Origin of the sequence: Martinezella lusitana (assembly GCF_900094565.1) — a bacterium.
In the GTDB taxonomy this organism is placed as follows: domain Bacteria; phylum Pseudomonadota; class Alphaproteobacteria; order Rhizobiales; family Rhizobiaceae; genus Rhizobium; species Rhizobium lusitanum.
Genome location: NZ_FMAF01000003.1, coordinates 410,200 through 432,317, shown reverse-complemented (window position 1 = coordinate 432,317; position 22,118 = coordinate 410,200). Strand labels below are relative to the sequence as shown.

The 22,118-nt window shown below is 60.4% G+C and carries 20 protein-coding genes and 1 tRNA gene; 8 read left to right on the top strand and 13 right to left on the bottom strand.

Annotation, left to right across the window (positions count from 1 at the left end; genetic code table 11):
- Positions 1-4: 4 nt before the first annotated feature.
- From GA0061101_RS08495 to GA0061101_RS08480, 4 genes are all read right to left on the bottom strand, one after another.
- Entirely contained in the window at positions 5-2,422 is a 2,418-nt protein-coding gene (locus GA0061101_RS08495; protein ID WP_037196360.1) for a circularly permuted type 2 ATP-grasp protein, read from the bottom strand.
- Positions 2,423-2,435: 13 nt separating this feature from the next.
- Positions 2,436-5,756 carry a transglutaminase family protein gene (locus GA0061101_RS08490; RefSeq protein ID WP_092573462.1) on the bottom strand — a complete coding sequence of 1,107 codons (3,321 nt, stop codon included), beginning with the start codon at positions 5,754-5,756 and terminating at the stop codon, positions 2,436-2,438.
- Positions 5,757-5,937: 181 nt separating this feature from the next.
- A complete protein-coding gene (locus tag GA0061101_RS08485) occupies positions 5,938-7,365 on the bottom strand; it encodes a mannose-1-phosphate guanylyltransferase/mannose-6-phosphate isomerase (RefSeq protein WP_037196362.1) in 1,428 nt (475 codons plus the stop codon).
- Positions 7,366-7,659: 294 nt separating this feature from the next.
- Positions 7,660-8,748 carry a DUF475 domain-containing protein gene (locus tag GA0061101_RS08480; RefSeq protein ID WP_092573461.1) on the bottom strand — a complete coding sequence of 363 codons (1,089 nt, stop codon included), beginning with the start codon at positions 8,746-8,748 and terminating at the stop codon, positions 7,660-7,662.
- 407 nt (positions 8,749-9,155) lie between these two features.
- Here GA0061101_RS08480 and GA0061101_RS08475 point away from each other — a divergent pair, with 407 nt between their 5' ends.
- Positions 9,156-9,404 carry a hypothetical protein gene (locus GA0061101_RS08475; RefSeq protein WP_037196364.1) on the top strand — a complete coding sequence of 83 codons (249 nt, stop codon included), beginning with the start codon at positions 9,156-9,158 and terminating at the stop codon, positions 9,402-9,404.
- 18 nt (positions 9,405-9,422) lie between these two features.
- On the opposite strand, the gene GA0061101_RS08470 is transcribed toward GA0061101_RS08475, so the two are convergent.
- The gene (locus GA0061101_RS08470) at positions 9,423-9,893 is read right to left on the bottom strand and encodes a hypothetical protein (protein ID WP_037196365.1); all 471 of its coding nucleotides are present in this window, start codon (positions 9,891-9,893) and stop codon (positions 9,423-9,425) included.
- Between the two features lie 85 nt (positions 9,894-9,978).
- Complete coding sequence (locus GA0061101_RS08465; protein WP_037196367.1) at positions 9,979-10,209, bottom strand: hypothetical protein; 231 nt, start codon at positions 10,207-10,209, stop codon at positions 9,979-9,981.
- Positions 10,210-10,422: 213 nt separating this feature from the next.
- On the opposite strand from GA0061101_RS08465, the gene GA0061101_RS08460 reads away from it, so the two are divergent.
- Positions 10,423-10,731 carry a hypothetical protein gene (locus GA0061101_RS08460; RefSeq protein ID WP_037196369.1) on the top strand — a complete coding sequence of 103 codons (309 nt, stop codon included), beginning with the start codon at positions 10,423-10,425 and terminating at the stop codon, positions 10,729-10,731.
- 138 nt (positions 10,732-10,869) lie between these two features.
- Here GA0061101_RS08460 and GA0061101_RS08455 read toward each other — a convergent pair.
- A tRNA-Val gene (locus GA0061101_RS08455) sits at positions 10,870-10,944 on the bottom strand.
- 84 nt (positions 10,945-11,028) lie between these two features.
- A complete protein-coding gene (cpdR1, locus tag GA0061101_RS08450) occupies positions 11,029-11,391 on the bottom strand; it encodes a response regulator CpdR1 (RefSeq protein ID WP_004117561.1) in 363 nt (120 codons plus the stop codon).
- Positions 11,392-11,675: 284 nt separating this feature from the next.
- Between cpdR1 and GA0061101_RS08445 the strand changes: the two genes are divergently transcribed.
- Positions 11,676-12,560: an N-formylglutamate amidohydrolase gene (locus GA0061101_RS08445; protein WP_037196586.1), complete on the top strand. Its 885-nt coding sequence runs from the start codon at positions 11,676-11,678 to the stop codon at positions 12,558-12,560.
- 352 nt (positions 12,561-12,912) lie between these two features.
- Positions 12,913-13,686: a histidinol-phosphatase gene (gene hisN / locus GA0061101_RS08440; protein WP_037196371.1), complete on the top strand. Its 774-nt coding sequence runs from the start codon at positions 12,913-12,915 to the stop codon at positions 13,684-13,686.
- Between the two features lie 3 nt (positions 13,687-13,689).
- On the opposite strand, the gene GA0061101_RS08435 is transcribed toward hisN, so the two are convergent.
- Complete coding sequence (locus GA0061101_RS08435; protein WP_092573547.1) at positions 13,690-14,664, bottom strand: alpha/beta fold hydrolase; 975 nt, start codon at positions 14,662-14,664, stop codon at positions 13,690-13,692.
- Positions 14,665-14,857: 193 nt separating this feature from the next.
- Here GA0061101_RS08435 and GA0061101_RS08430 point away from each other — a divergent pair, with 193 nt between their 5' ends.
- Positions 14,858-15,592 (top strand): SDR family oxidoreductase, encoded by a 735-nt coding sequence (locus tag GA0061101_RS08430; protein ID WP_047555442.1) that lies wholly within the window; start codon positions 14,858-14,860, stop codon positions 15,590-15,592.
- Here GA0061101_RS08430 and GA0061101_RS08425 read toward each other — a convergent pair.
- The 3 genes from GA0061101_RS08425 to GA0061101_RS08415 form a co-directional block, all read right to left on the bottom strand.
- Positions 15,543-16,481 carry a LysR family transcriptional regulator gene (locus GA0061101_RS08425; RefSeq protein WP_092573460.1) on the bottom strand — a complete coding sequence of 313 codons (939 nt, stop codon included), beginning with the start codon at positions 16,479-16,481 and terminating at the stop codon, positions 15,543-15,545. The genes GA0061101_RS08430 and GA0061101_RS08425 overlap by 50 nt on opposite strands.
- A gap of 213 nt (positions 16,482-16,694) precedes the next feature.
- Positions 16,695-17,762: a cyclic nucleotide-gated ion channel gene (locus tag GA0061101_RS08420; RefSeq protein ID WP_047555323.1), complete on the bottom strand. Its 1,068-nt coding sequence runs from the start codon at positions 17,760-17,762 to the stop codon at positions 16,695-16,697.
- A 297-nt stretch (positions 17,763-18,059) separates the two neighbouring features.
- Positions 18,060-18,539, bottom strand: coding sequence for an Lrp/AsnC family transcriptional regulator (locus GA0061101_RS08415; protein WP_047555324.1), 480 nt, complete (start codon positions 18,537-18,539; stop codon positions 18,060-18,062).
- 132 nt (positions 18,540-18,671) lie between these two features.
- Here GA0061101_RS08415 and GA0061101_RS08410 point away from each other — a divergent pair, with 132 nt between their 5' ends.
- Both GA0061101_RS08410 and GA0061101_RS08405 read left to right on the top strand, forming a co-directional pair.
- Entirely contained in the window at positions 18,672-19,088 is a 417-nt protein-coding gene (locus GA0061101_RS08410; RefSeq protein WP_047555443.1) for a DUF2000 domain-containing protein, read from the top strand.
- A gap of 350 nt (positions 19,089-19,438) precedes the next feature.
- Positions 19,439-19,903, top strand: coding sequence for an Hsp20 family protein (locus GA0061101_RS08405; protein WP_037196378.1), 465 nt, complete (start codon positions 19,439-19,441; stop codon positions 19,901-19,903).
- Positions 19,904-20,040: 137 nt separating this feature from the next.
- Here GA0061101_RS08405 and GA0061101_RS08400 read toward each other — a convergent pair whose 3' ends face one another.
- Complete coding sequence (locus GA0061101_RS08400) at positions 20,041-21,051, bottom strand: bile acid:sodium symporter family protein (protein ID WP_047638978.1); 1,011 nt, start codon at positions 21,049-21,051, stop codon at positions 20,041-20,043.
- A gap of 110 nt (positions 21,052-21,161) precedes the next feature.
- On the opposite strand from GA0061101_RS08400, the gene GA0061101_RS08395 reads away from it, so the two are divergent.
- Positions 21,162-22,019 (top strand): LysR family transcriptional regulator, encoded by an 858-nt coding sequence (locus GA0061101_RS08395; protein ID WP_047555326.1) that lies wholly within the window; start codon positions 21,162-21,164, stop codon positions 22,017-22,019.
- Positions 22,020-22,118 lie beyond the last annotated feature (99 nt).

Below are 22,118 nucleotides of genomic sequence, written 5' to 3'. Positions count from 1 at the left end.
CACATCATCCAAGATAAGTTCGGGCCAGCAGGTCCGAGAGGCGTTCCAGCTCGCGTTCCAGCCGCTGATAGACCTCGCCGGTCATCGTTTCCGGCGTCATGACCGCAAGGCCCGAATGCAGCCGCATGGCTTCGCGATAGAAGGGCGACATCTGACCGTTGACGAAGGCGTTCGGCAATTGCTCCACTTCGCGGTGGATCTCGTTCATCTGGAAGAGGATCGAGCGTGGGTTGAGCGGATCGAGCGCCAGAAGGTCGGTCACCGTCAGGCGCGCTGTGTTGACGTTGTAGCGGCGGCGGTGGGTCATGACGCTGTCGCCGATTTCGAGCAGCATGTCGAGCGCGCCATCGGGCGCCTCGGGACCGGACATATGGCCGAGAAGCCGCGTCATGTGCAGCCCGCGCTCGATATAGCGCCCGAGCGACAGGAAGCGCCAGCCGGTGAAGCGATACATGTTCTCGTGCACGAGGCCGGCAAAACCCGCGAGCTTGCGCAAGAGGATCGTCATGGCGTGGCTGGCGTCGTCGCCGTGCTTCACCTTCTCCTTGAAACGGCGGGCGGTCTTGGCAAGATCGGTCAGCGCCAGCCAGCCGTCCGGGGAAAAGCGGTCGCGAATGTTGCTGGCCGAGTAGACGGCGCTGTCGATGTTGCGCAGCAGGCTTTCCGGTACGGCTTTCTCGGTGTCTATGTCGATGGCGGCCAGATAGGCGGTGACGTCGGCGAGCAGCGGCTGGTTGGGATCGGCGGCTTCGGCGAAGCGCCCATGCCAGGCGCGCAGGATGCGCAAGGCCCCCTCGGCCCGCTCGATATAGCGGCCGAGCCAGAAAAGATTGTCGGCTGCGCGGCTCGGCAGGCTGCCCGGCATGTTGCGGGTGAAGGTCTCTTCCGCCGGCAGCAGCGTGTGGGCTTCCACAGGCTTGTCGGAGACGATCCAGACGTCGGCGGCCGAGCCGCCCGCCTGCATGGCAATGGCGGCGACATCATCACCACTGCCGATGCGGGCAAAGCCGCCCGGCATGATCTGCCAGCCGTTGTCCGTGCGGGCGGCGAAGACGCGCAAGCTCATCGGCCGCGGTATCAGCTTGCCGTTGACCCAGGCCGGCGTCGTCGAAAGGGTGACGACTTCCTGGCCGACCAGCTTGTGACCGTCGGTCGCCAGCCAGTCGGCGATCGAGTCGCGGGCGGTGCTGCGCAGCGTCGAGCCCAGCACCGATTGGCCGCTGTCGTCGAAGAAGGGCATGCGGGAATAGGCCGGGCCGATCACCATCTTCTCGATATTGGTCGCGACATGCTGGCGCTCGCTCTTCTGGCCGCACCACCAGGTGGCGATCGACGGTAGTTTCAGCTCTTCACCGCGCAGATGCCGACAGATGGTGGGCATGAAGGCAAGCAGGGCGCGGGTTTCGAGAATGCCGGAGCCGAGGGCGTTGACGATTGAGACGGTCTGCGCCCGCAGCGCCTCCACCAAACCCGGCGTGCCGATATGGGAGTGCTGATTGAGCTCCAGCGGATCGGCGTAGGAGGCGTCGAGGCGGCGCCAGAGTACGCTGATCGGCCGCAGCCCGGCCACGGTGCGCACCATCAGCTGGTCGTTGACGACGGTGATGTCCTCGCCCTCGAGCAGCATGAAGCCGAGATAGCGGGCGATATAGGCGTGTTCGTAATAGGTTTCGTTGGCCGGGCCCGGCGTCAGAACGGCGACGCGTCCTTCAGTGCCGTGCTTGTCGCCAAGCAAGGCATCGCGAAAGGCGCCGAAGAAGGAGGCGAGGCGGTGCACCCTGGTTTCGGCATAGATGTCCGAGAAGGCGCGGGTCGTGGCAACGCGGGTTTCGAGCGCAAAGCCGGCGCCGGACGGCGCCTGGGTTCGATCGGCCAGCACCCACCAGTTGCCGTCAGGACCGCGGCCGATCTCGAAGGCCAGGAAGTGCAGATAGTGACCGTTCGCAGGCGTGACGCCGACCAGCGGCCGCAGGAATTCCGGATTGCCGGCGATCAGGGCCGGCGGCAACAGACCTTCGTTTACCAATCGGTTGTCGCCGTAGATGTCGGCAATGACCTCTTCAAGCAGATCTGCGCGCTGGCGCAGGCCCTCGGAGAGCGTCTGCCATTCGCGCTCGTCGATCAGCACCGGGATATGGGAAATAGGCCATTCGCGCTCGCTGACGCCTGTCGCTCCATAGGCGCGATAGAAAACGCCGGCATCGCGCAGGTAGCGATCGGCGCGAGCGAAACGCTCCATCAGCTCCTGTTCCGACATGCGGCTCAGCGCTGACAGCAGGTTCTGCCAGACCGGCCGCACGGCGCCGGTATTGTCGACCATCTCGTCGGCAACGCCGGGCAGCGCGCTATAGGCAAAGGCCGGATCGTTGCCGATGCCAGCCTTTACCTCGTTGCGCCGTTCCGCTGCCGGTTTTCTAGCCATGCATATTTCCGCTTCAAATTCCCGCCGGCCGTCTGAGGTCGAGCGTCAGCGGGAATTCCGCCGATACCGCCTCCGGCCGCAGGCCGTAGCCGCCAGCCGTATGCCCCCAAGGTTCGAATCGCGCAAGGCGTCGCGCTTCGGCCTCGTTGCCGTTGACGGGAAAAACGTCATAGTTCCGGCCACCCGGATGGGCAACATGATAGATGCAGCCGCCGATCGAACGGCGTGACCATGTATCATAAATGTCGAAGGTCAGTGGCGTATCGGTGGGCAAAACCGGATGCAGGCCCGAAGCCGGATGCCATGCCTTATAGCGGACGCCGGCGACAGAAACGCCCGAGGCGCCTGTCGACGTCAACGGCATCGGGCGCCCGTTGCAGGACACTGTGTAGCGCGTGGGGTTGCTGGTTTCGAGCCGTACCTGCAAGCGCTCCACCGACGAGTCGACGTATCGGACTGTACCTCCAATCGCGCCCTCCTCGCCCAGCACATGCCAAGGCTCCAGCGCCTGGCGCAGTTCCAGCTTGTTGCCTTCGTATTCGACCTCGCCGCAGAAGGGAAAGCGGAATTCCAGCTGCGCCTGGAACCATTCGGAGCGCAGATCGAAGCCGTTTTCACGGAGATCGGTGAGCACATCGAGGAAATCCTCCCAGACATAGTGCGGCAGCATGAAACGATCGTGCAGCGTCGTGCCCCAGCGCACGAACTTGCCGTCGATCGGATTGCGCCAGAAGCGGGCGATGAGGGCGCGCACCAGCAATTGCTGGGCAAGGCTCATGCGGGCATTGGGCGGCATTTCGAAGCCGCGGAACTCGACCAGACCGAGGCGCCCCGTTGGGCCATCCGGCGAAAACAGCTTGTCGATGCAGATTTCCGAGCGATGGGTGTTGCCGCTGGAATCGGTCAGAAGATTGCGAAACAGGCGGTCGACAAGCCAGGGCAGGGGCGGAATGCCATGACCGGGCGCCGGCACCTGGGCTATCGCGATTTCCAGCTCGTAGAGGCTGTCGTGACGTGCTTCGTCGATGCGCGGGGCTTGGCTGGTCGGGCCGATGAACAGGCCGGAAAAGAGGTAGGAGAGCGAGGGGTGTCGCTGCCAGTGCAGCACCAGGCTCTTCAGCAGGTCAGGACGGCGCAGGAACGGGCTGTCGTTCGGATTGGCACCGCCGACCACGACATGGTTACCGCCGCCGGTGCCGGTGTGGCGGCCGTCGATCAGGAACTTGTCGGTGCCGAGACGCGTCTGCCGCGCCTCTTCGTAAACCGCCGTCGTGATGTCGACGCATTCCTGCCAGCTCGATGCGGGATGGACGTTGACCTCGATCACGCCGGGATCGGGTGCGACGCGGATGACGTTGATGCGCTCGTCCTGCGGCGGCGGATAGCCTTCGATATGCACCGGCAGCCCGAGCTCAGCAGCCGCATTCTCGGCGGCAGCCAAAAGTTCGAGATACTGCTCTATCCCCTCGGTCGGCGGCATGAAGACACACAGCCGGCCGTCGCGCGGCTCGACCGAGATGGCCGTGCGTACAGCACCTCTGATATCGCCGAGCGTCTGTTCGACGCGCGATTGCCCGCTTTCGTCGGCCTGGAACGAGGCTTCCGGCATGGCGCGGCCCGCCGGCACGATGACGTCGGGCAAGGGTGTGCGCGGAATGGAGGGGTCGACGGTATGGATATAGGGATAGCGCGATGGCGGCACATAGGGCAGGGTGCCGAGCGGCAGGCGGTAGCCGATCGGCGAGTCGCCCGGCACCAGGTAGATCTTGCCGCGGCGCGTACGCCATTTCTCGCTGACCCAACGTGTGCCCGAGGCCCGTGCATTCCAGGCCTGCACGGGAAGAACATAGCCGGTCGCCGTCGTCAGGCCGCGCTCGAAGACGCGGGCGATGCGGCTGCGCTCCTCCGGGTCCTTCAGTTTGGAATTGGACGGGTCGACGTTTTCCGGCAGGCTGCCTTCCTTGATGATCCATTCGGCCGGGTCTTCATAGGCCGGCAGCACCATGTCGGGGTCTATCGCCAACTCCTTGGCAATTGCGCTCAGAAGCTTTCCAGCATCGTCCGCAGTTGCGCCGGTCTTGGCGGTCTCTTGCGCGATCAAGGCCGGGTTTTGCCAGACGGGCTTGCCGTCCTTGCGCCAGTAGAGCGAGAAGGTCCAGCGCGGCAGGCTTTCGCCCGGATACCATTTGCCCTGGCCGTAATGCAGGAAGCCACCGGGCGCGAAGCGATCGCGCAAGCGGCGGATCAGCTGATCCGCCCTGTCGCGCTTGGTCGGGCCGACGGCGGCTGTGTTCCATTCCTCCGATTGGAAATCGTCGATCGAGACGAAAGTCGGCTCGCCGCCCATGGTCAGGCGCACGTCGTCTTCCTTGAGAATGCGATCGACCTGATTGCCGAGCGCATTCAGCGCATCCCAGCTTTCGTCGGAGAATGGTTTGGTGATGCGCGGATGCTCGGCGACGCGCACGACCTTCATGTCGAAATCGAATTCGGTGTTGGCTTCGCCGAAATAGCCGCCGGAGATCGGAGCGGCATTGCGGTAATGCGGCGTGGCGGCGAGCGGAATATGGCTCTCGCCGGTGAGCAGCCCCGAGGTCGGGTCTAGGCCGACCCAGCCGGCGCCGGGAAGATAGACTTCCGTCCAGGCATGCAGATCGGTGAAATCGACTTCGGTGCCGGAGGGGCCGTCGAGCGCTTTAAGGTCCGGCTTGAGCTGTATGAGGTAGCCGGAAACGAAGCGGGCGGCGAGGCCGAGATGGCGGAGAACCTGAACGAACAGCCAGCTCGAGTCGCGACAGGACCCTCTCGCCGTTTCCAGGGTCTCCTCCGGCGTCTGGACGCCTGCTTCCATGCGGATGACGTAGCCGATTTCTCTTTGCAGTGTTGCATTGATGCCGACGATCATGTCGACGGTCGGCTGTTCGGAGCGGTCGAGCGTGTCGAGGAAGGCCTGCAGGCGGGGGCCGGTTTCTTCCGGCGTCATATAGATCGACAGATCCTCGCGGATCGTCTCGGGATAGGCGAAGGGCCATTTGGTGGCCTCCTCTTCGACGAAGAAGTCGAAGGGATTGTAAACGGTCATATCGGCAACGAGATCGACCTCGATCTTCAGCTCGGTCACCGGATCGGGAAAGACGAAACGGGCGAGGTAATTGCCGTAGGGATCCTGTTGCAGGTTCACGAAATGATTTGACGGCGTGACCTTCAGCGAGTGGCTGAGAACGCGGGTCTTGGAATGAGATGCAGGTTTCAGGCGAATGATCTGAGGGCCGAGGCGGATCGGATTGTCGTATTTGTAATGGGTGAGATGATAGATGCTTGCCTTGATCGCCATATGTCTCTTTGCCTTGCCCGCATCGTTGTGCGGTGGTTGCTGTTCCCAAAGGCAGTGTGTGCAATGCAGCGAGAGAATGCAAGACATCTCGGTGGACTGCCAAAGTCTTGTCGCACAATACCAAAATAAAAACGGCGGGTTTGTGCCCGCCGTTTCGAAATCTTTGTTTTAATGCGGGAATTCAGCTTCTGCCGAATTCGTCGACCAGGCGGATGATATCGTCTTCGCCGAGATAGGAGCCCGTCTGCACTTCGATCAGTTCGAGCAGGATCTTGCCGGGGTTGGAGAGACGGTGCACTTCGCCAAGCGGGATGTAGATCGATTCGTTTTCACGCAGCATCTGCACGTTCTCGCCAACAGTCACTTCCGCCGTGCCCTTGACGACGATCCAGTGCTCGGAGCGATGGTGATGCTTCTGCAACGACAGCTTCTTGCCCGGCAGCACGAAGATGCGCTTGACCTGGAAGCGCTCGCCGTTCAGCACCGAGGTATAGCCGCCCCAGGGGCGATAGGATGTCGGATGCGTCTCGGTGAGCTTGGCGGTCTTCTTTTCGCTCGCCAAGAGCTTCACGAGCTTGCCGACTTCCTGGCTATCCTTGAGATGGCCGACATAGACGGCGTCTTCGCTGGCGATAACGGCGACGTCCTCAAGGCCCTGCACGGCAATATGGAGGCTGTGCGACATCACGAGCGAGTTCTTGGTGTTGACCAGCGTCGTGGAACCGGCAGAGACGTTGCCGCTTTCATCGCGATTGCCGACCTTCCAGACCGCATCCCAGCTGCCGAGATCGGACCAGGTGAAGGGCGAGGGTACGACGGCTGCATTGGCCGTCTTTTCCATCAGCGCATAGTCGATGGAGATATCGGGGCTCTTGGAGAAATGATCTGCATCCAGGCGGGTGAAATCGAGATCGCGTGTCGATTTGGAAACGGCCTTGCTGGCAGCCTTTTCGACATCGGGTGCATATTCCTTCATCTCGGCAAGAAGCTGGGCAGCCGAGAACATGAACATGCCCGAGTTCCAGTAGAAGCTGCCGTTTGCAACCATCTCCTGGGCTTTTTCCAGCGCCGGCTTCTCGACGAAGCGCTTGACGGCATGGGCACCGGTCGGCAGCGCCTTGCCGCTTTCGATGTAGCCGTAACCGGTCGCGGGCTCGGTCGGTGTGATGCCGAAGGTGACGAGCTTGCCCTGGAGTGCCGTATCGCGAGCCAGACGCACGCAGTCGTAGTAGGTCGCGTTGGCGTGGATCTCATAGTCGGAGCCGAGGACGTGCATGATCGCGTCCTTGCCGAAAAGATCGGTGATGAGTGCGGCGGCGGCGGCGACGGCGGCGGCCGTATTGCGGGCGACCGGCTCCAACAGCACGGCGGCCAGCTTAAGGTCCAGTTCGCGTGCCTGCTCGGCGACGAGGAAGCGGAACTCCTCGTTGGTGAGGACGATCGGCGCTTCGTAGAGTTCCGGATCCGAAACGCGTTCCAGCGTATTCTGAAACAGCGTTCTGTCGCCGATGAACTGGATGAATTGCTTCGGGGCGGAGGCGCGCGAGAGCGGCCACAGACGCGTGCCCTTGCCACCTGCCATGATCACCGGAACGATTTTGGCTGCCATGCTCTGCCTCTCCTAGACACTTCATTCGGGAGCTTATCGCGAAAGATCGCAACTTTTGCGTTCCTCGCTCACGCTTCTTGGACAACTTCTATCGCCATTGCGATATTTTTGCAGAAAACGCTAGGCCTATCTGCTGTGATCGCAAACATTCGGCGATCTTCGTGTGGAAATTCGGATGAACGCACGCAGGGCCATGGTCCCGGATATCGAGACGAAAGCCCTCGAAAGGGATTCGACGTTGCGAAATATGGCCGCCAACCGGCTCGAGATGCGGCGGCGGCCATCGCTTGCGCGCTACGCCTTCGCCCTGTGGCTCCGTTCATCATGCGCAACGCCGTTGCGCTTGTTGTAGCGGATCGACGACCAGAGAGAGACACCGATCAAGGCAGCACCACCAAGGCCGGTGATGACTTCGGGGATATGCATCAGCGTCTGCATGTACATGATCACCGACAGGATCAGGATGGCATAGAAGGCGCCATGCTCGAGGTAGCGATAGTGGGCGAGCGTGCCCTTCTCCACCAGCATGATCGTCATGGAGCGAACATACATCGCGCCGATGCCGAGACCGATGGCGATGATGAACAGGTTCTGGGTGAGTGCGAAGGCTCCGATCACTCCGTCGAACGAGAAACTCGCGTCGAGGATTTCCAGATAAAGAAAAGCACCGAAACCGCCCTTTGCGGCTGTGCTCATCGTTTTTTGGGAGGCATCGAGAAATCCGGCGAGAACCTCGACCAGCAGGAAGGTCAGGAGACCGTAGATCGAGGCATGAAGGAATGTCGTCGACTCATTGCCGTCGAGCAGGGAGCTGAAGATGAGAACAAGGATCAGCACGAAGGCGATTTCGACGCCCTTGATGGTAGCGAAATGCGCCATCCGCTTCTCCAGGAAGCTGATCCAATGCACGTCCTTTTCATGGTTGAAGAAGTAGGTGAGGCCAACCATCATCAGGAAGGTGCCGCCGAAGGCGGCGATGGCGAGATGCGCATCCTGCATGATCCGCGCATATTGTTCCGGTTCGGCGGCCGCAAGTTTCAGCGCTTCCCACGGGTTGATGTGGGCCGCGATGGCGACGATTGCCAGCGGAAAGACGATGCGCATGCCGAAGACGGCAATAATGATACCCCAGGTCAGGAAGCGATGCTGCCAGACCGGGGTCATTTCCTTCAGCTTGTTGGCGTTGACGATGGCATTGTCGAAGGAGAGCGAGATCTCCAATACGGCCAGCACCGCGCAGATGAAGAAGGCCGTGGCAAGGCCGCCGAACGTCCCGGTGGCGTTCCAGCCCAGCAGGGCGCCGAGAGCAAGGCCGCCCAAGGTGACGGCGAAAGCCCAGCCGAAATAGCCGAGCACGGATTTGGAGGCTGCGGGCGGCGTCATGAGCGCACCTCGCGGCAGACGAAATGACGATATCCGGATCGAGCGCGCAGCCACACGCCGGAGACGGCATGCGGATAACGCATGGTCAAGCTGTTCATAAGAAGAAATCCGCCGGCTCATCTGCAGGCGGTACCGACATCGCGAGAGCGCCGTAAAAACTCTCGCCAGAGGGGCCCGGCACCAAAGTTCAATCCGTCGCCGATGTCAGAAGGCGCGGAGATGACCCATAGTTAGTGAAGTCGCGACGCACGTCAAGGGTTGAAATCGCGGTCGAGACTATTGCTCCCGCTAATTGAGAATTCGGGGAACCAAACGGGAAAGGCGGCGTTTGACCTTCGGGCATGTTTGTCCCATCTGCCAGGCGGCTTCTAGTGTCTGGATAACAGCGACCGACAGGAGAAACGTCCATGAGTCCCAATCCCATCCAACGAAATGCACGGGAGCCGAAGCCGGAACTGACGGAACGGCAGAAGAAGGCGCGGTCGAATACGCTGCGTCAGGCGCAGGTATTGCCGCCGCACCAGGTCGATCTGACGCTGCACCCCGTGACGCAAGAGGACGTGCATGTTCCCGCCCATGTCAACGGCGCCGATCTCTCGCGCGAAGCGCCAGCCGATGCCAATCACGGCAACAAGCGAAAAGGCGGTTCGCACTAATAGGCCGCCGCCGACTGTTTATTTGTGACGTGGCGTCTTGCCGTCGGACGTAAAGCTGCCGTTGAAGCTCATTTCAGTCGATTTTGCCGAGCATTCGATGGTGACCGGCTTGCCCGAATAGGGATTGCCGAAGGTGCAGGTGCCCTTGGCTTCGACCTGGCCTGACATCTTGTTGCCGGCGCCGGTGGAGATGACCTCGATCGGCAACTGCGCCGTGCCCTTCTGACTGCCGGGCTTGATGCCGCCGCCGTTGCCCTGGAAGCCGAGCATCTTGCCGCCGGATGTGAAAATGAAGGTCACTATGCCGTCCGGCCCCGTCACGCTGGCGACCTCGGTCTTACAGCCTTTGCTGACGTCGAGCTTGCCGACCACGAGCTTGGAACATTTTCCGCTGACCGCGGTGACGCCCTGAGCCGGAAAATTTTCCACGGCCGCAGCCGACGTAGCGGCCAGCGCCGTCAATCCAAAAGCAATGCATGCGAATCGCATAAGGGGCTCCTTTTAAGCCCCTATAGGTTTGCCGATCAAAATGTGGCAGTCAACCCGAAGCCGCGATGCGCAGGCGCGCTTGCCGTCATTCCGGCACGAGTGAGCCGATCAACTGCAGCAGGGCTTTCTGCCGATTACCGCCGCCGGCCAGGAACTCGTAGAGGCTCATGGCTTTCTCGCTGCCACCATCGACGGTGTAGTCGGCCTGGCGGATCACGAAGACTTCGCCGCTTTCGGAGTCGCGGGCAAGGTGGAACATATATTCGTCGCCATTAGGCTTGTGGTTCTTATAGAACTGCCGCTTCACCACCGTCATCTCATCCTCCCGTATGATCGATGCGTTAGTGTGACAGTAGGATGACGGCGCGGCCGGAAGTCAAGCGGCTTATGGCGGGAAATCGCCCCGACGGATCCCGGGCGACCGCAACCATGACGGACAGCAGCATGTGATTGGCTATCTGTAAAAAGGTGATTATTCTCGGGCTTGCGCTCGAATATTCGAGACGCGAAAAGCAGGAGATTAAAGCACATGAGAATGATGTTAGCGCTGGGGGCGATTTTGAGCCTGGCATGCGTCTCCGCGGGCGAGGCGCCTTCTAATTATCAGACATACCACGGCGTCCGAGTCGACAGTGATCCGGTGCTGCTGGCAAAATACAACAAGGCTCTCAACTATTGCGAGCCCGAGGCCTATTCCTGGCACCGCGGGTCGCCGGACCCGAACAGCACCCTCTACTGGCTGGCGCTGAGAGATTGCCTCTATCGCCACAGCTTCGTGGATCGCGGCGCCTATGCCTATCCGACGACGGCGGTATTCCGGAATTTTCTGGATCGCTGACGGCCGACAGGTCAATTCGGCTCGCGGAACATTGCTTGGGACAAGCAGGCGCCGCGACCAGATGAGCGCAGCTCGACAAAGCGAAACTAAAAAGGCCTTTCGATTACTCGAAAGGCCTTGCTTTTCAGCGAATTAGGATGGTGGGCGTGACAAGGATCGAACTTGTGACCCCTACGATGTCAACGTAGTGCTCTCCCGCTGAGCTACACGCCCATCCGATGGCGGCGCATAGATCACAAAACCTTGGTTGCCGTCAATAGGCTTTTTTTCGGTTTTGTGACGCGACCGCCGGAAGCCTTAGGCGGCAAGGAGTTTGTTGACTTCGTCGACCAGTTCGCGGAGGTGGAAAGGCTTGGAAAGCACCTTCGCATCCTTCGGAGCCTTCGAATCAGGGTTCAGCGCCACGGCGGCAAAGCCGGTGATGAACATCACCTTCAGGTCGGGATCGAGCTCGGTGGCGCGGCGGGCCAGCTCGATGCCGTCCATTTCCGGCATGACGATATCGGTCAAAAGCAGCGAAAACGGCTCTTCGCGCAGCCGGTCGTATGCGCTTGCTCCATTGTCAAAGGACAAGACCTTGTAGCCGGCTTTTTCGAGCGCCTTCACAAGGAAGCGACGCATGTCGTTATCGTCTTCGGCAAGAAGTATCTTTTGGGTCATCATCTCTTCGCTAATCAATCTTGTCTTGTTGGACTCGTCCAGCGTTTAGGTTAGCGCTCTGCCGTAAACAAGCCGTGAATACCGGCCGGATGCGGCATTCCCTGTTTATTCGAGGCGCGAGTGCATCCCACGAAAACACTTTGCGTTTCCGCTGGTCGGGCATTCGGAGATTTCGGTTACGGCGCTTTGGATTAAGGCCATTTTGCTCAAGTTACTATGGACTTGCACGCATGCAACTGGCAACATGATTACTGCGACAAGTTGTTGACATGGTAAAGACGTTGATGTCCGCAGAAATGCGCAGTTTCGAGATTTACGAAGTATTGGAGCCCGTCTCCCAGACGATACCGTTTGTCTATAGCTCGCCACATAGCGGCCGCATCTACCCCCCCGATTTCATCGCTCAATCCCGCCTGCAGGGCATCGCCATCCGCCGCTCGGAGGATCACTACGTCGACGAGCTTTTTTCGGCGGCGAGCTCTCTCGGCGCACCGCTGCTGTTCGCCAATTTTCCGCGCGCCTATATCGACGTCAATCGCGAGCCCTACGAGCTCGATCCGCGCATGTTCGACGGCGCATTGCCATCCTATGCCAACATCAATTCGCTGCGGGTTGCCGGCGGTCTCGGCACGATCCCGCGAATCGTCGCGGAAAATATGGAAATTTATGCCCGGCGGGTGCCGGTCGAGGATGCGCTGAAGCGCATCGACACCATCTACAAGCCTTATCATTCCACCCTTCGGCGACTGATCGCGCGCACGCATGTCAAGTTCGGCTTCGGTGTGCTAGTCGATTGCCATTCCATGCCGGGCAATATCCGCATCGCCGGCAGCAATGCGCGGCCGGATTTCATCCTCGGTGACCGCTACGGCACCAGCGCATCGGCGGAACTTTCGCGCGCCGCCATGCAGATCCTCGAAGAACTCGGCTTCAATGCCGTGCGCAACAAGCCCTATGCCGGTGGCTTTATCACCGAGCATTACGGCCGTCCCTCCCGCGGGCTCCATGCCCTGCAGATCGAGGTCAACCGCTCGCTCTACGTCGACGAGGTGACGCTGGAGAAGCGCCCGGATTTCGATCAGGTCGCATCCGCCATCACGCTTTTCATGAAGCGCATGGCCGAGCATGTGGAATCCTACACGGGCGATCCGGCGCTGGCGGCGGAATAGGGGCATCTCTCCCGCCCATTCGGCACGCTAAGGATGGCAAGATATCGCCCCGCGTTGGTCGCGCCGTTCCCATGAGACAAAATAACCCCGACAAAAAAAGAACCGCGCTCGTGGCGCGGCTAAGTCTAGGGAGGAAACACCCAAGGAGGGTATTTACAGTCAAAAGACTGTAGCTGGATATTGATCCCGCACTGCACAAATGTCAAGCATTTTATTGCGGTGCAAAATATTTAGGCAAATTCTGAAATTTTGCCCGATTGACAGGCATTGCGCCCACTGCGTCATCATCCGGTTTGCTTCAGGAGCTATATGCGCTATGGATCGCTCATCCCGTCACTTAATCGGATTGACCATGCTTCCCGATCACACGTTCTTCTCTCGTCTGGCCGAGGCGGCCAAGGCCGAAACCCTGCCGCGCTTCCGCGCCGGCGTCGATGTGGTCAACAAGGAAGCCAGGGGCTTCGATCCGGTGACCGAAGGGGATCGTGCCGCCGAAGTGGCGATTCGTTCGCTGATCGAGGCTGAGTTTCCCGATCATGGCATCCTGGGCGAGGAACACGGCAGTATCGGTCTCGATCGCGAGTATGTGTGGGTGATCGATCCGATCGACGGCACGCGCGCCTTCATCTCGGGCGTGCCCGTCTGGGGAACGCTGATCGGCTTGCAGAAGAACGGCCGCGCCATCATGGGCCTGATCGACCAGCCCTTTACCGGCGAGCGTTATTTCGCCGATGGTAACAGCTCGACTTACTCAGGCCCCGACGGCGAAAGGCGACTCGAGGTCCGCGATTGCGGCAGCCTGTCGAACGCGATCCTGTTCACGACTTCGCCGCATCTCTTCGTCGGCGAGGAGCTTGCCAGATATCGCGAGATCGAGAGCCAGGTCCGCCTTTTCCGCTACGGCACGGATTGCTACGCCTATGCGTTGCTCGCCGCCGGTCACGTCGATCTCGTCATCGAAAATTCGTTGAAGCCCTATGATGTCGGCGGCATCATTCCCGTCATCGAGCAGGCTGGCGGCATCATCACCACCTGGGATGGCGGCCGGCCGGAAATGGGCGGCACGATCATCGCGGCAGGCAGCCGCGCCGTGTATGACCAGGCGCGCGCTATCCTGTCTCGATAAGCGCTAGGCTTCCGCCTCCACCTCATAGGCAGTGGTTTCCGCATCGCTGCCGGGAATGAACGCATGGATGGCCGCAAGGGCCTGATTGCGATAGATATCCCGCTCCTGCAGGATTTCATGCTTGGCGCCGTGAATGGGCACAAGCTGTGCTGCGCGAAAATAGCGCGACAGCCGCTCCTGATCGACATAAGGCACGACGCCGTCTCGCGTCGGCGCGATCAGCACGGTCGGAATGGGGATCGAAAACAGGTGTTCGGGCCTGTTGACGCGCTCGATTGCATGGAAGGCTTGCGACAGCCAGCGCGCCGTCGGCGGGCCGAGGCTGAGTTGCGGATAGGCCTCGCCAATGCCGACGTTGCGCCGATAGCGCTGCTCGTCGGTGGTCAGCGGATTCTCGCCGAAAGGCCGTTCCTTGAATTTCTTGCTGAATTGCATCCGTCCGAGCCCGACGCCGCTGACCGCACCGGAAAGAAAGCGGATAAGGCCCGGAGAGACGCCGTGGCCGGTCAACCCGATAAAGGGAGCCGACAGCACCATGCGTTCAATACGGGTTGCGAGCCTTGGCGCTGCGGACAGGGCGATCAGGCCACCGGTCGAATGCGCGAGAAGAAAGAAGGGCAGGCGCGTATCCGGCAGAACAATTTTGTCGAGGAAGGCGGTAAGATCATGTTCGTAATCCGAAAATCGCCTGATATGGCCGCGCAGCGGATCCTTCAACAACCGCTCCGAGCCGCCCTGGCCGCGAAGATCGAAGGTTGCCACCCATAGGCCCTTGGCCGTGAGATCGCGGATCGTCTCGAAATATTTCTCGATGAACTCGTTGCGTCCCTGAAGCAGCACGACGGTGCCCTTGGCGACCGGCTGCTCGCAGCGGAAAACGGCGTAGCGCAGCTTGCACCCGTCGAAACTCTCGAAGAACCCCTCGGTGCGGTTCTCTGGCACCGGATTGTCTGCCGTGGAATAGAGGATCGAATCCATTGCGATGTCGCGCCTCGCTGACAAATGGCTCACCTCAAGGGGATAGCGCAGGTTGGGGGAATTGCAACAGGTTTGTTGGCCGCGATATCCCTCCATCGGCGTTTCCGATGATACTATCGTTTTTCTCCGTTTCCTCTCCTTGCGCCTCTCTGCGAATTCTCAGCCATAGTCATCACCTGTGGGAATGAAAGCCATGGCAATTGCTGAAATCGCGAATTCAAGAATTCTTATTGTCGGCGGCAGCTCCGGAATGGGCCTGGCGCTGGCAAGACGCACGCTCGCCATCGGCGCCGAGGTCATCATCGTCGGACGGAACGAGGACAAACTTAAACGCACCGGCGCGGAACTCCAAAGTGCGGCGCTCTCCACTGTCGCTGCCGATATCACGCAAGAGGGCCAAGTCGCCGATCTATTTGAGCGGGTCGGTCGACTCGATCACATCGTCAGCACAGCCGCCGATATCGAAGGTGCTTATGAGTTGCTGCCTTCACTGGATCTCAGGGCAGCGCAAAAGGTCGTGGAAAGTAAATTCTACGGACCGCTATTGCTCGCGAAATATGGCGTACCCGTGCTCTCTCCTGCCGGTTCCATCACCTTCACATCCGGTATCGCGGCCTATCGTCCGGCGGCGCGGGGATCGGTCGTTGCCGCGGTCAATGCGGGCCTGGAAGGATTGGTTCGCGCGCTCGCCGTCGAGGTGGCGCCGATCCGCGTGAATGCTGTTTCGCCTGGCTGGGTCGACACGCCCATCTGGACGTTCGTTGCCGGCGACAAGAAAGACGAGACACTGAGCGCCATGGCAAAACGACTGCCGGTTGGGCGGGTGGGACAACCGGAAGACATCGCCGATGCCATCAGCTTCCTGATGGGCAATGCCTTTACAACGGGGACGATACTGCATGTCGAGGGCGGGCATCGGCTGGTTTAGCCGGCGCGAAACTGTCGCTTGCGGTCGCCAGCAGCAGTTTCAGGGTCGGCGGCTGAATACGCCTGCGCCGCCAGATCATCACAAGCGACGCTGTCCGCATTGGACCCGGCCAAGGCATCTCGCTGATTTCGCCACGATCGAGTGCGTCGGCGACGGCAAGTCGCGGAACCAGGCTGACGCCGGTTCCAGCTGCAACGAGCCGCGCAATCGTGCCGATGCTGCCGACTTCCGCAGCGAGCTTCGGTGCCGCCATCCCTGCCGCGTCAAATGCCTTGTCGAGCAGGTGTCGATAGACGCAGCCGACCTCGGTTGCCACAAAGCTCATGGAGGCAAGCGTGGACAAGTCGCCTCTTTTCGGCGCGGCTTCCTTCTGGGGAGGCATGATGAGGATCAACGGCTCTGCCGATAAAGTTCGCTTCGCCAGGCCTTCATCGAGACCGTCCTTGTCAAAACAGAAGACGATGTCGATCTCGCCGTCTTCGAGCTTTCGCAACAGATCGCCGCTGCCGGCGACCTTCACTCGTAGATTGATATCAGGATGACCGCTCTGAAAAGTCGATAACCATTGCGGAAGCCTCATGGAAGCAACTGTCTCCAGCGCGCCGATCGTCACCGTCCCAGCCGCAACCCCGGCGGCTGTCTCGACGGCCGCGCGCGCCTCGTCCGCAACCGTCAGAATTTCTTCGGCATAGCGTCTTAATGTTTCGCCCGCCGCTGTCAGCTCCAAGCCCGATCTCGACCGGATAAAGAGCGCCGCTCCAAGTTCAGTTTCGAGCGACTGGATCTGATCGCTCACACTCGATTGGGCGAGATGGACCTCCTCGGCTGTGCGAGTGAAACTCCGGTTCCGGGCGACCGCGAGGAATGTCTTGAGTAGTCTAGGATGCATCGAGCCGTGCCCAATTAAGGTCGGAATAGGCGCCATCAAATGACGAGAGACGCAATACAGACGACGCTGCCATATCGCTTGTGTCAGCGTCAACACGTCACGAAATGATCGCAAAAAGTCAACGGTGGGTCCGGGCTATCCGTTGCTCGAAATTTCTCGGGTGTTGGCACCTACGACGCTTGCAACTACGTTTTTGTCACAACGTCGTCTGCATCAGGTTTTCGGTGTCGCACCGCGTCGTTCGAGAGCGGTTTTGTGGATGATGTCGGCGATCTCCGGGCTGCTGCTCGACAGCATCTGGAAGTCCGACGAATAGAGCGACAGCAGTGAGACTTCAGTCGCGGCGCTGACGGTCGCCGAGCGGGGCTCGCCGCTGATCAGCGCCATCTCGCCGAAGAAACTGCCGGTGCCGAGCTCCACAGGGTTCGGTGTGGCGACGCTGACCCGGCCCTCGACGATGAAGAACATCTGGTCGCCAGTCTCGCCTTTGCGGCAGATGATGGCGCCGGCCGGCACGACGCGAGGTCTCAGCGCTCGCACGATCTCGATGAGTGCGCCCGAACCAAGCTTCTGGAACAGCGGCACTGCCGCAACCAACTGCCAATTGCGCACGAAGTCCTGGCGACGCACTTCTTCATAAAAGCCGGTGGCGAGGATGCCGGCCCACAGCGCAAAGATGCCGATTCCGCTCATCATGACCAGCCCGGCAAGGACGCGACCGGCGAAACTTTGCGGAATCTCGTCGCCATAGCCGGTGGTCGACAGCGTGACCACCGCCCACCACATCGCCAGGGGGATGCTGCCGAACTTGTCAGGCTGGACGTCGCGCTCGATGATATAGGCTGCGAGCGCCGCGCCGAACAGGACGATGCCGAAGATCGAGGTAACGCCGATCAGATTGCGCGCTTCTTTGGTGAGGACCCTGCCCAGCAGTCGGAAGAAGGTTGAGCCGCGCAGCGGCTTCAGCAGCCAGATGGCACAATAGAGGCTTTGGTCGCGGCCGCCGACGAAAAAGAATGCGGCCACAGGGACTAAAACGGCAAGCACGTCGACCGCGATTTCCAACGCCCTGCCGCGAACGTCTCTCATCCGCTGCATGATCAGCGTCTCGATCAATTGCAGTACGTAGGCAGCCCAGATGCCGGCGAGCAGAACTTCCAAGATGAGCCTGGTCTGTCCCGTTATGTTCGGCAGCGTAAGTGCGGCCACGGTCAACAGACCGATTGCAACGAACAGCGCGTTCAGCGATGCGGAAATCTTCGAAAAACGGAGCGCCGACATTCAATACCCCGGGTGGGCTGCCACTTTTCTAGAATAGGATGGCTTCGGTCCAAACGTAAAGGGCTGGCGGGACATGCACAGCAGCCAAGTCCTGGCCAGTGAAACAAGCAATTGTGGCTGTCTTTTCAATCAGATTTCGATCGCTTCGGACATTCTTTGGAATCGCGGAAGACTATGCCGGTTCCGGCGATCATGAGGCAGCGCGAGTAGTTCGGGGAATTGCGATAGATTTTTGCTTTTCCCGGCATGACGAGCGATCGCCTCCCTGCGGCGCCCGACATTCCATGTCTTGGGCCTTTATTGCTGCCCGACATCCAGTGGAAACCCCCTGAAAGGCTTGATTTCCTTGAGCACGAACGTCGTCTGCATCTCCTTGATGCGCGGCAGCCGGCGGACGACCGCCATGGCGAAATCCGCGTAGCTGTCGAGGTCAGCGGCGACGACCTGCAGCAGAAAATCCGCGTCTCCGGCGATGCTGTAGCACGCCACCACTTCGCTCAGCTTCAGGACGTCGCGCGAGAATTCCTCGGCTTCGGCCTCGCTGTGGCTGTCGATCTTCACTCTGATGAAAGCCAGGACACCGAGGCCGATCTGCCGCCTGTCGAGGGTCGCCGTGTAGCCCTGGATCACTCCGGTTTCCTCAAGCTGGCGCACGCGCCGCCAGCAGGGCGATGTGGAAAGCCCGACTTCGGATGAGAGTGCCTGGTTCGTCAGACGTCCGTCTTTCTGTAGCGCGCCGAGGATTCTCAGGTCGATGGGTTCAAGCGTAGAAGGCATAGGCCACCTTAAAGTCTGTCGGTATAGGTAGGACATACCACATAAAGCCAATTTTAGGCAATTAAAGGTAAGATTATCCGCGATAGACGAGATATTCTGCGAGCAGACACCGCCAACAACAGCAGGGTACCAATGCTTCCCGATATCCGTATCGCCATCGTCATCAACCCGGATCTGCCGCTCGGGCTGATCGCCAATACCGCCAGCGCCATCGCGATCGGCCTGGGGGCAAGGTTTCCCGGTCTCGCGGCGCAATCTCTGACCGATAGCGAGGATCGCACCATCGACATTAGCTCAAACATGCCTGTACCGATGCTGCAGGCGGATGCCGATACAATCCGGTCGCTGCTGCTGAAGGCGCTCACTCAGCAGGAAGAACGGGCAATCGTTCCCTTTCCAGCCTTCGCACGGTCGCTTCACGATTACAGGGAATATGAGGCAACATTTCCCGGTCGTGACCTTGCCGGGGAGACCATCGATGGCCTGGGAATAGCCGGTCCATCGAAATGGGTGAAATCGCTGACGGGTTCGCTGAAGCTGTTGCGGTAGTGGTGGAAAGAAAAAAGGCCGGCTTGCGGGATAGAGAGATCCGCAGCGCCGGCCGAGCAAGGACTGAAGAAGAAGGGACGATACACTTCAGTCATCGGATGATGGTATATCCGATGGTGTTATTGATAGGCTCGCCTGCCTGAACGGGTTCCGAACCGAGTGTTCATCTGCGGTTCACGACGATTTTTTGCCAAGTTTCGGGCGGCTGAGCGGGGTCTTGAACTCCCGAGAGGCGATCACCATCTCCAGTCTGCGGGTGCCAAACGGGCTCGCAAATCCGTCCCGAGGCCGCCAGAAGCGGGGCCATGGGGCAAGTTCAGAATCGCAATTGTCGCTCACAGGAGGACTCCATGCGTCACGTAGACTTTTCTCCCCTTTACCGTTCCACCGTCGGTTTCGACCGCCTGTTCACCATGCTCGATACTCTTGCCCAGCCGGATCAGGCTCAGACCTATCCGCCCTACAATATCGAGCGCACCGGTGAAAACACCTATCGCATCACCATGGCCGTTGCCGGTTTCGATGAAAAGGAACTGAGCATCGAGGCTCATGCCCACGTCCTTCACGTCAAGGGCGAAAAGAGCGAAGAGCCGGCTGAAGCCAGCGAATATCTCTATCGCGGCATCGCCAAGCGCGCCTTCGAGCGTCGCTTCCAGCTCGCCGATCATGTCGAGGTCAAGGCGGCTTCGCTGAAGAATGGTTTGCTGCACATCGATCTGTTGCGCAACCTTCCGGAAACGATGAAACCCCGTCGTATCTCGATTGCGGCCGATCCGGTGGAAACTCCGAAGGCCATCGAGGCTCACATCAACTAAAACAGGCTGACGGTCGTCGACCGTCATGCCCGGGCTGACGGACTTAAGCCGGCACGCCTTTGATCCTCCCAAGATCAAAAAAAGAAGCGGCGCTCCATCGGGGCGCCGCTTTTGTTTTGGAGTGGATATGGGGGACGTCAGGCGGCGTTCGTCGCCCCCGTTGCCTCGGCCTTCGCGGTCTCGCGCCGCTTGGCCGCATCGGCATATTTCTGGGCAAGGAAGGCGCAGGTCATCAGCTGGATCTGATGGAACAGCATCAGCGGCAGGACGATGGCGCCGATGCCCTGGCCGGCGAAGATTACGTTGGCCATCGGCACGCCGCTCGCCAGCGACTTCTTCGAGCCGCAGAAGGTGATGGTAATCTCATCGGCCTTGGAGAAGCCGAGTGCGCGACTGCCGAACATGGTGATGCAGAGCACCGTAGTCAGCAGCAGCATATTGGCGACGATAACGGTGGCGATGTCGAGCACCGAGAAGGTATGCCACAACCCCTCGACCACGGCCTCGCTGAAGGCCGAATAGACCACCATCAGGATCGAGCCGCGATCGACCGGCATCAGGATCTTCTTCTTCGAGCGGATCCAATCGCCGATCCACGGCTGCAGCAACTGGCCGGCGATGAAGGGGGCGAGCAGCTGCAACATGATCTGCCACAGCACATCCCAGGAAAAGCCGCCCTGGCCACCCACCGAAAACAGCAGGCCGACGAGCAGCGGCGTCAGAAACATGCCGAAGATGTTCGAGGCGGACGCGGAGCAGATGGCGGCCGGCACGTTGCCGCCGGCAATCGACGTGAAGGCGATGGACGACTGCACGGTCGAGGGCAGCACGCTCAGAAACAGCATGCCGGTGTAGAGCGATACCGGCAGAATGCTGTTCGGTACGACCTGGCCTATGGCGAGCACCAGCAGCGGGAAAATGCCGAAGGTCGTCAGCAGGATGACGAGATGCAGCCGCCAATGCAGCAGACCGGCGATGACGACATCGCGCGAAAGGCGCGCGCCGTGCAGGAAGAACAGCAGGCCGATGGCAAAGTTGGTGGCGATGCCGAAATAGTGGGCGCTCGCCCCATGCACGGGAAGGAAGGATGCGGTCGCGACCGTCAGGACGAGCAGCATGGTGAAGGTGTCTGGAAGAAAGCGGCGCATCGTGCCAACCCCGATCGCAATTGCAAGTCTTAATGATTAGTCCTTGCAGATAGACCTATTGTGATCCACGATGCAAGGAATAACAGTTATCGCAATATGGGATAAGCGGGATGCTCGACCTCACGCAGTTGCGCAGTTTCGTTGCCGTGGAGCAGATGGGTAGCTTCACGCTGGCGGCGGAAAGGCTCGGGCTCGGCCAGTCGACGGTCAGCCAGCATATCCAGAGGCTCGAAGCAGAGCTCGGCCGCAAGCTGCTGGCTCGCGATACGCATCGTGTGGTCCTGACCGGCGATGGTGAGGCGCTGCTTGGGCATGCGCGTCAGATGCTGTCGATCGAAGGGGACGTGCGCCAGCTTTTCGCCGGCAACAGCTTGCGCGGCAGCCTTCGGCTCGGCGTTTCCGAGGATTTCGTCACCAGCCAGCTCCCCGACGTATTGGAGGAGTTCGTCCGCTCGCATCCCTCGGTCGATCTGGAATTGACCGTCGCGCTTAGCGGCACGCTCTATGAAATGCAGGACAATGGCGATCTCGATCTGGTGCTTGCCAAGCGTCGTCTCGGCGATGTCAGGGGCAAGCTCGTCTATCGCGAGCCGCTGATCTGGCTGGCGCGCGATCCCGAGCGCATTCGCAAGCTTGCGGCACCGCTGCCGCTCATCGCCTTTCCCGCGCCGAGCGTCACGCGCGCAGTGGCATTGGAAGCACTGCGCCGGCAGCAGGTGCCCTGGCGGATCGTCGTCACCTGCGGCAGCCTCAGCGGCCTGACGGCGGCGGCCCGCGCCGGAATGGGCGTTCTCGTTCAGCCCCGCAGCATGGCGCCGGCCGGGTTGACCGAGATTGCCCCGGGTTGGCTGCCGGCCCTGGAGGACGTGGAGTTCGTGCTTGTGCCGCGCAAGGGTGCGAATCAACTTCTGGTCAATGCTTTGTCGGAGGATATTCTGGCGAAGGTGAGGGGACTCAGATCGACGTGACGATTGCGACATTACCGGCACGATTGTAAAAGCCGCGGCCGATCATGCGGATAAGATCAAGCCTTTGCTGGGTTTATTTCGCCGGCTGTTGCGTCTCTT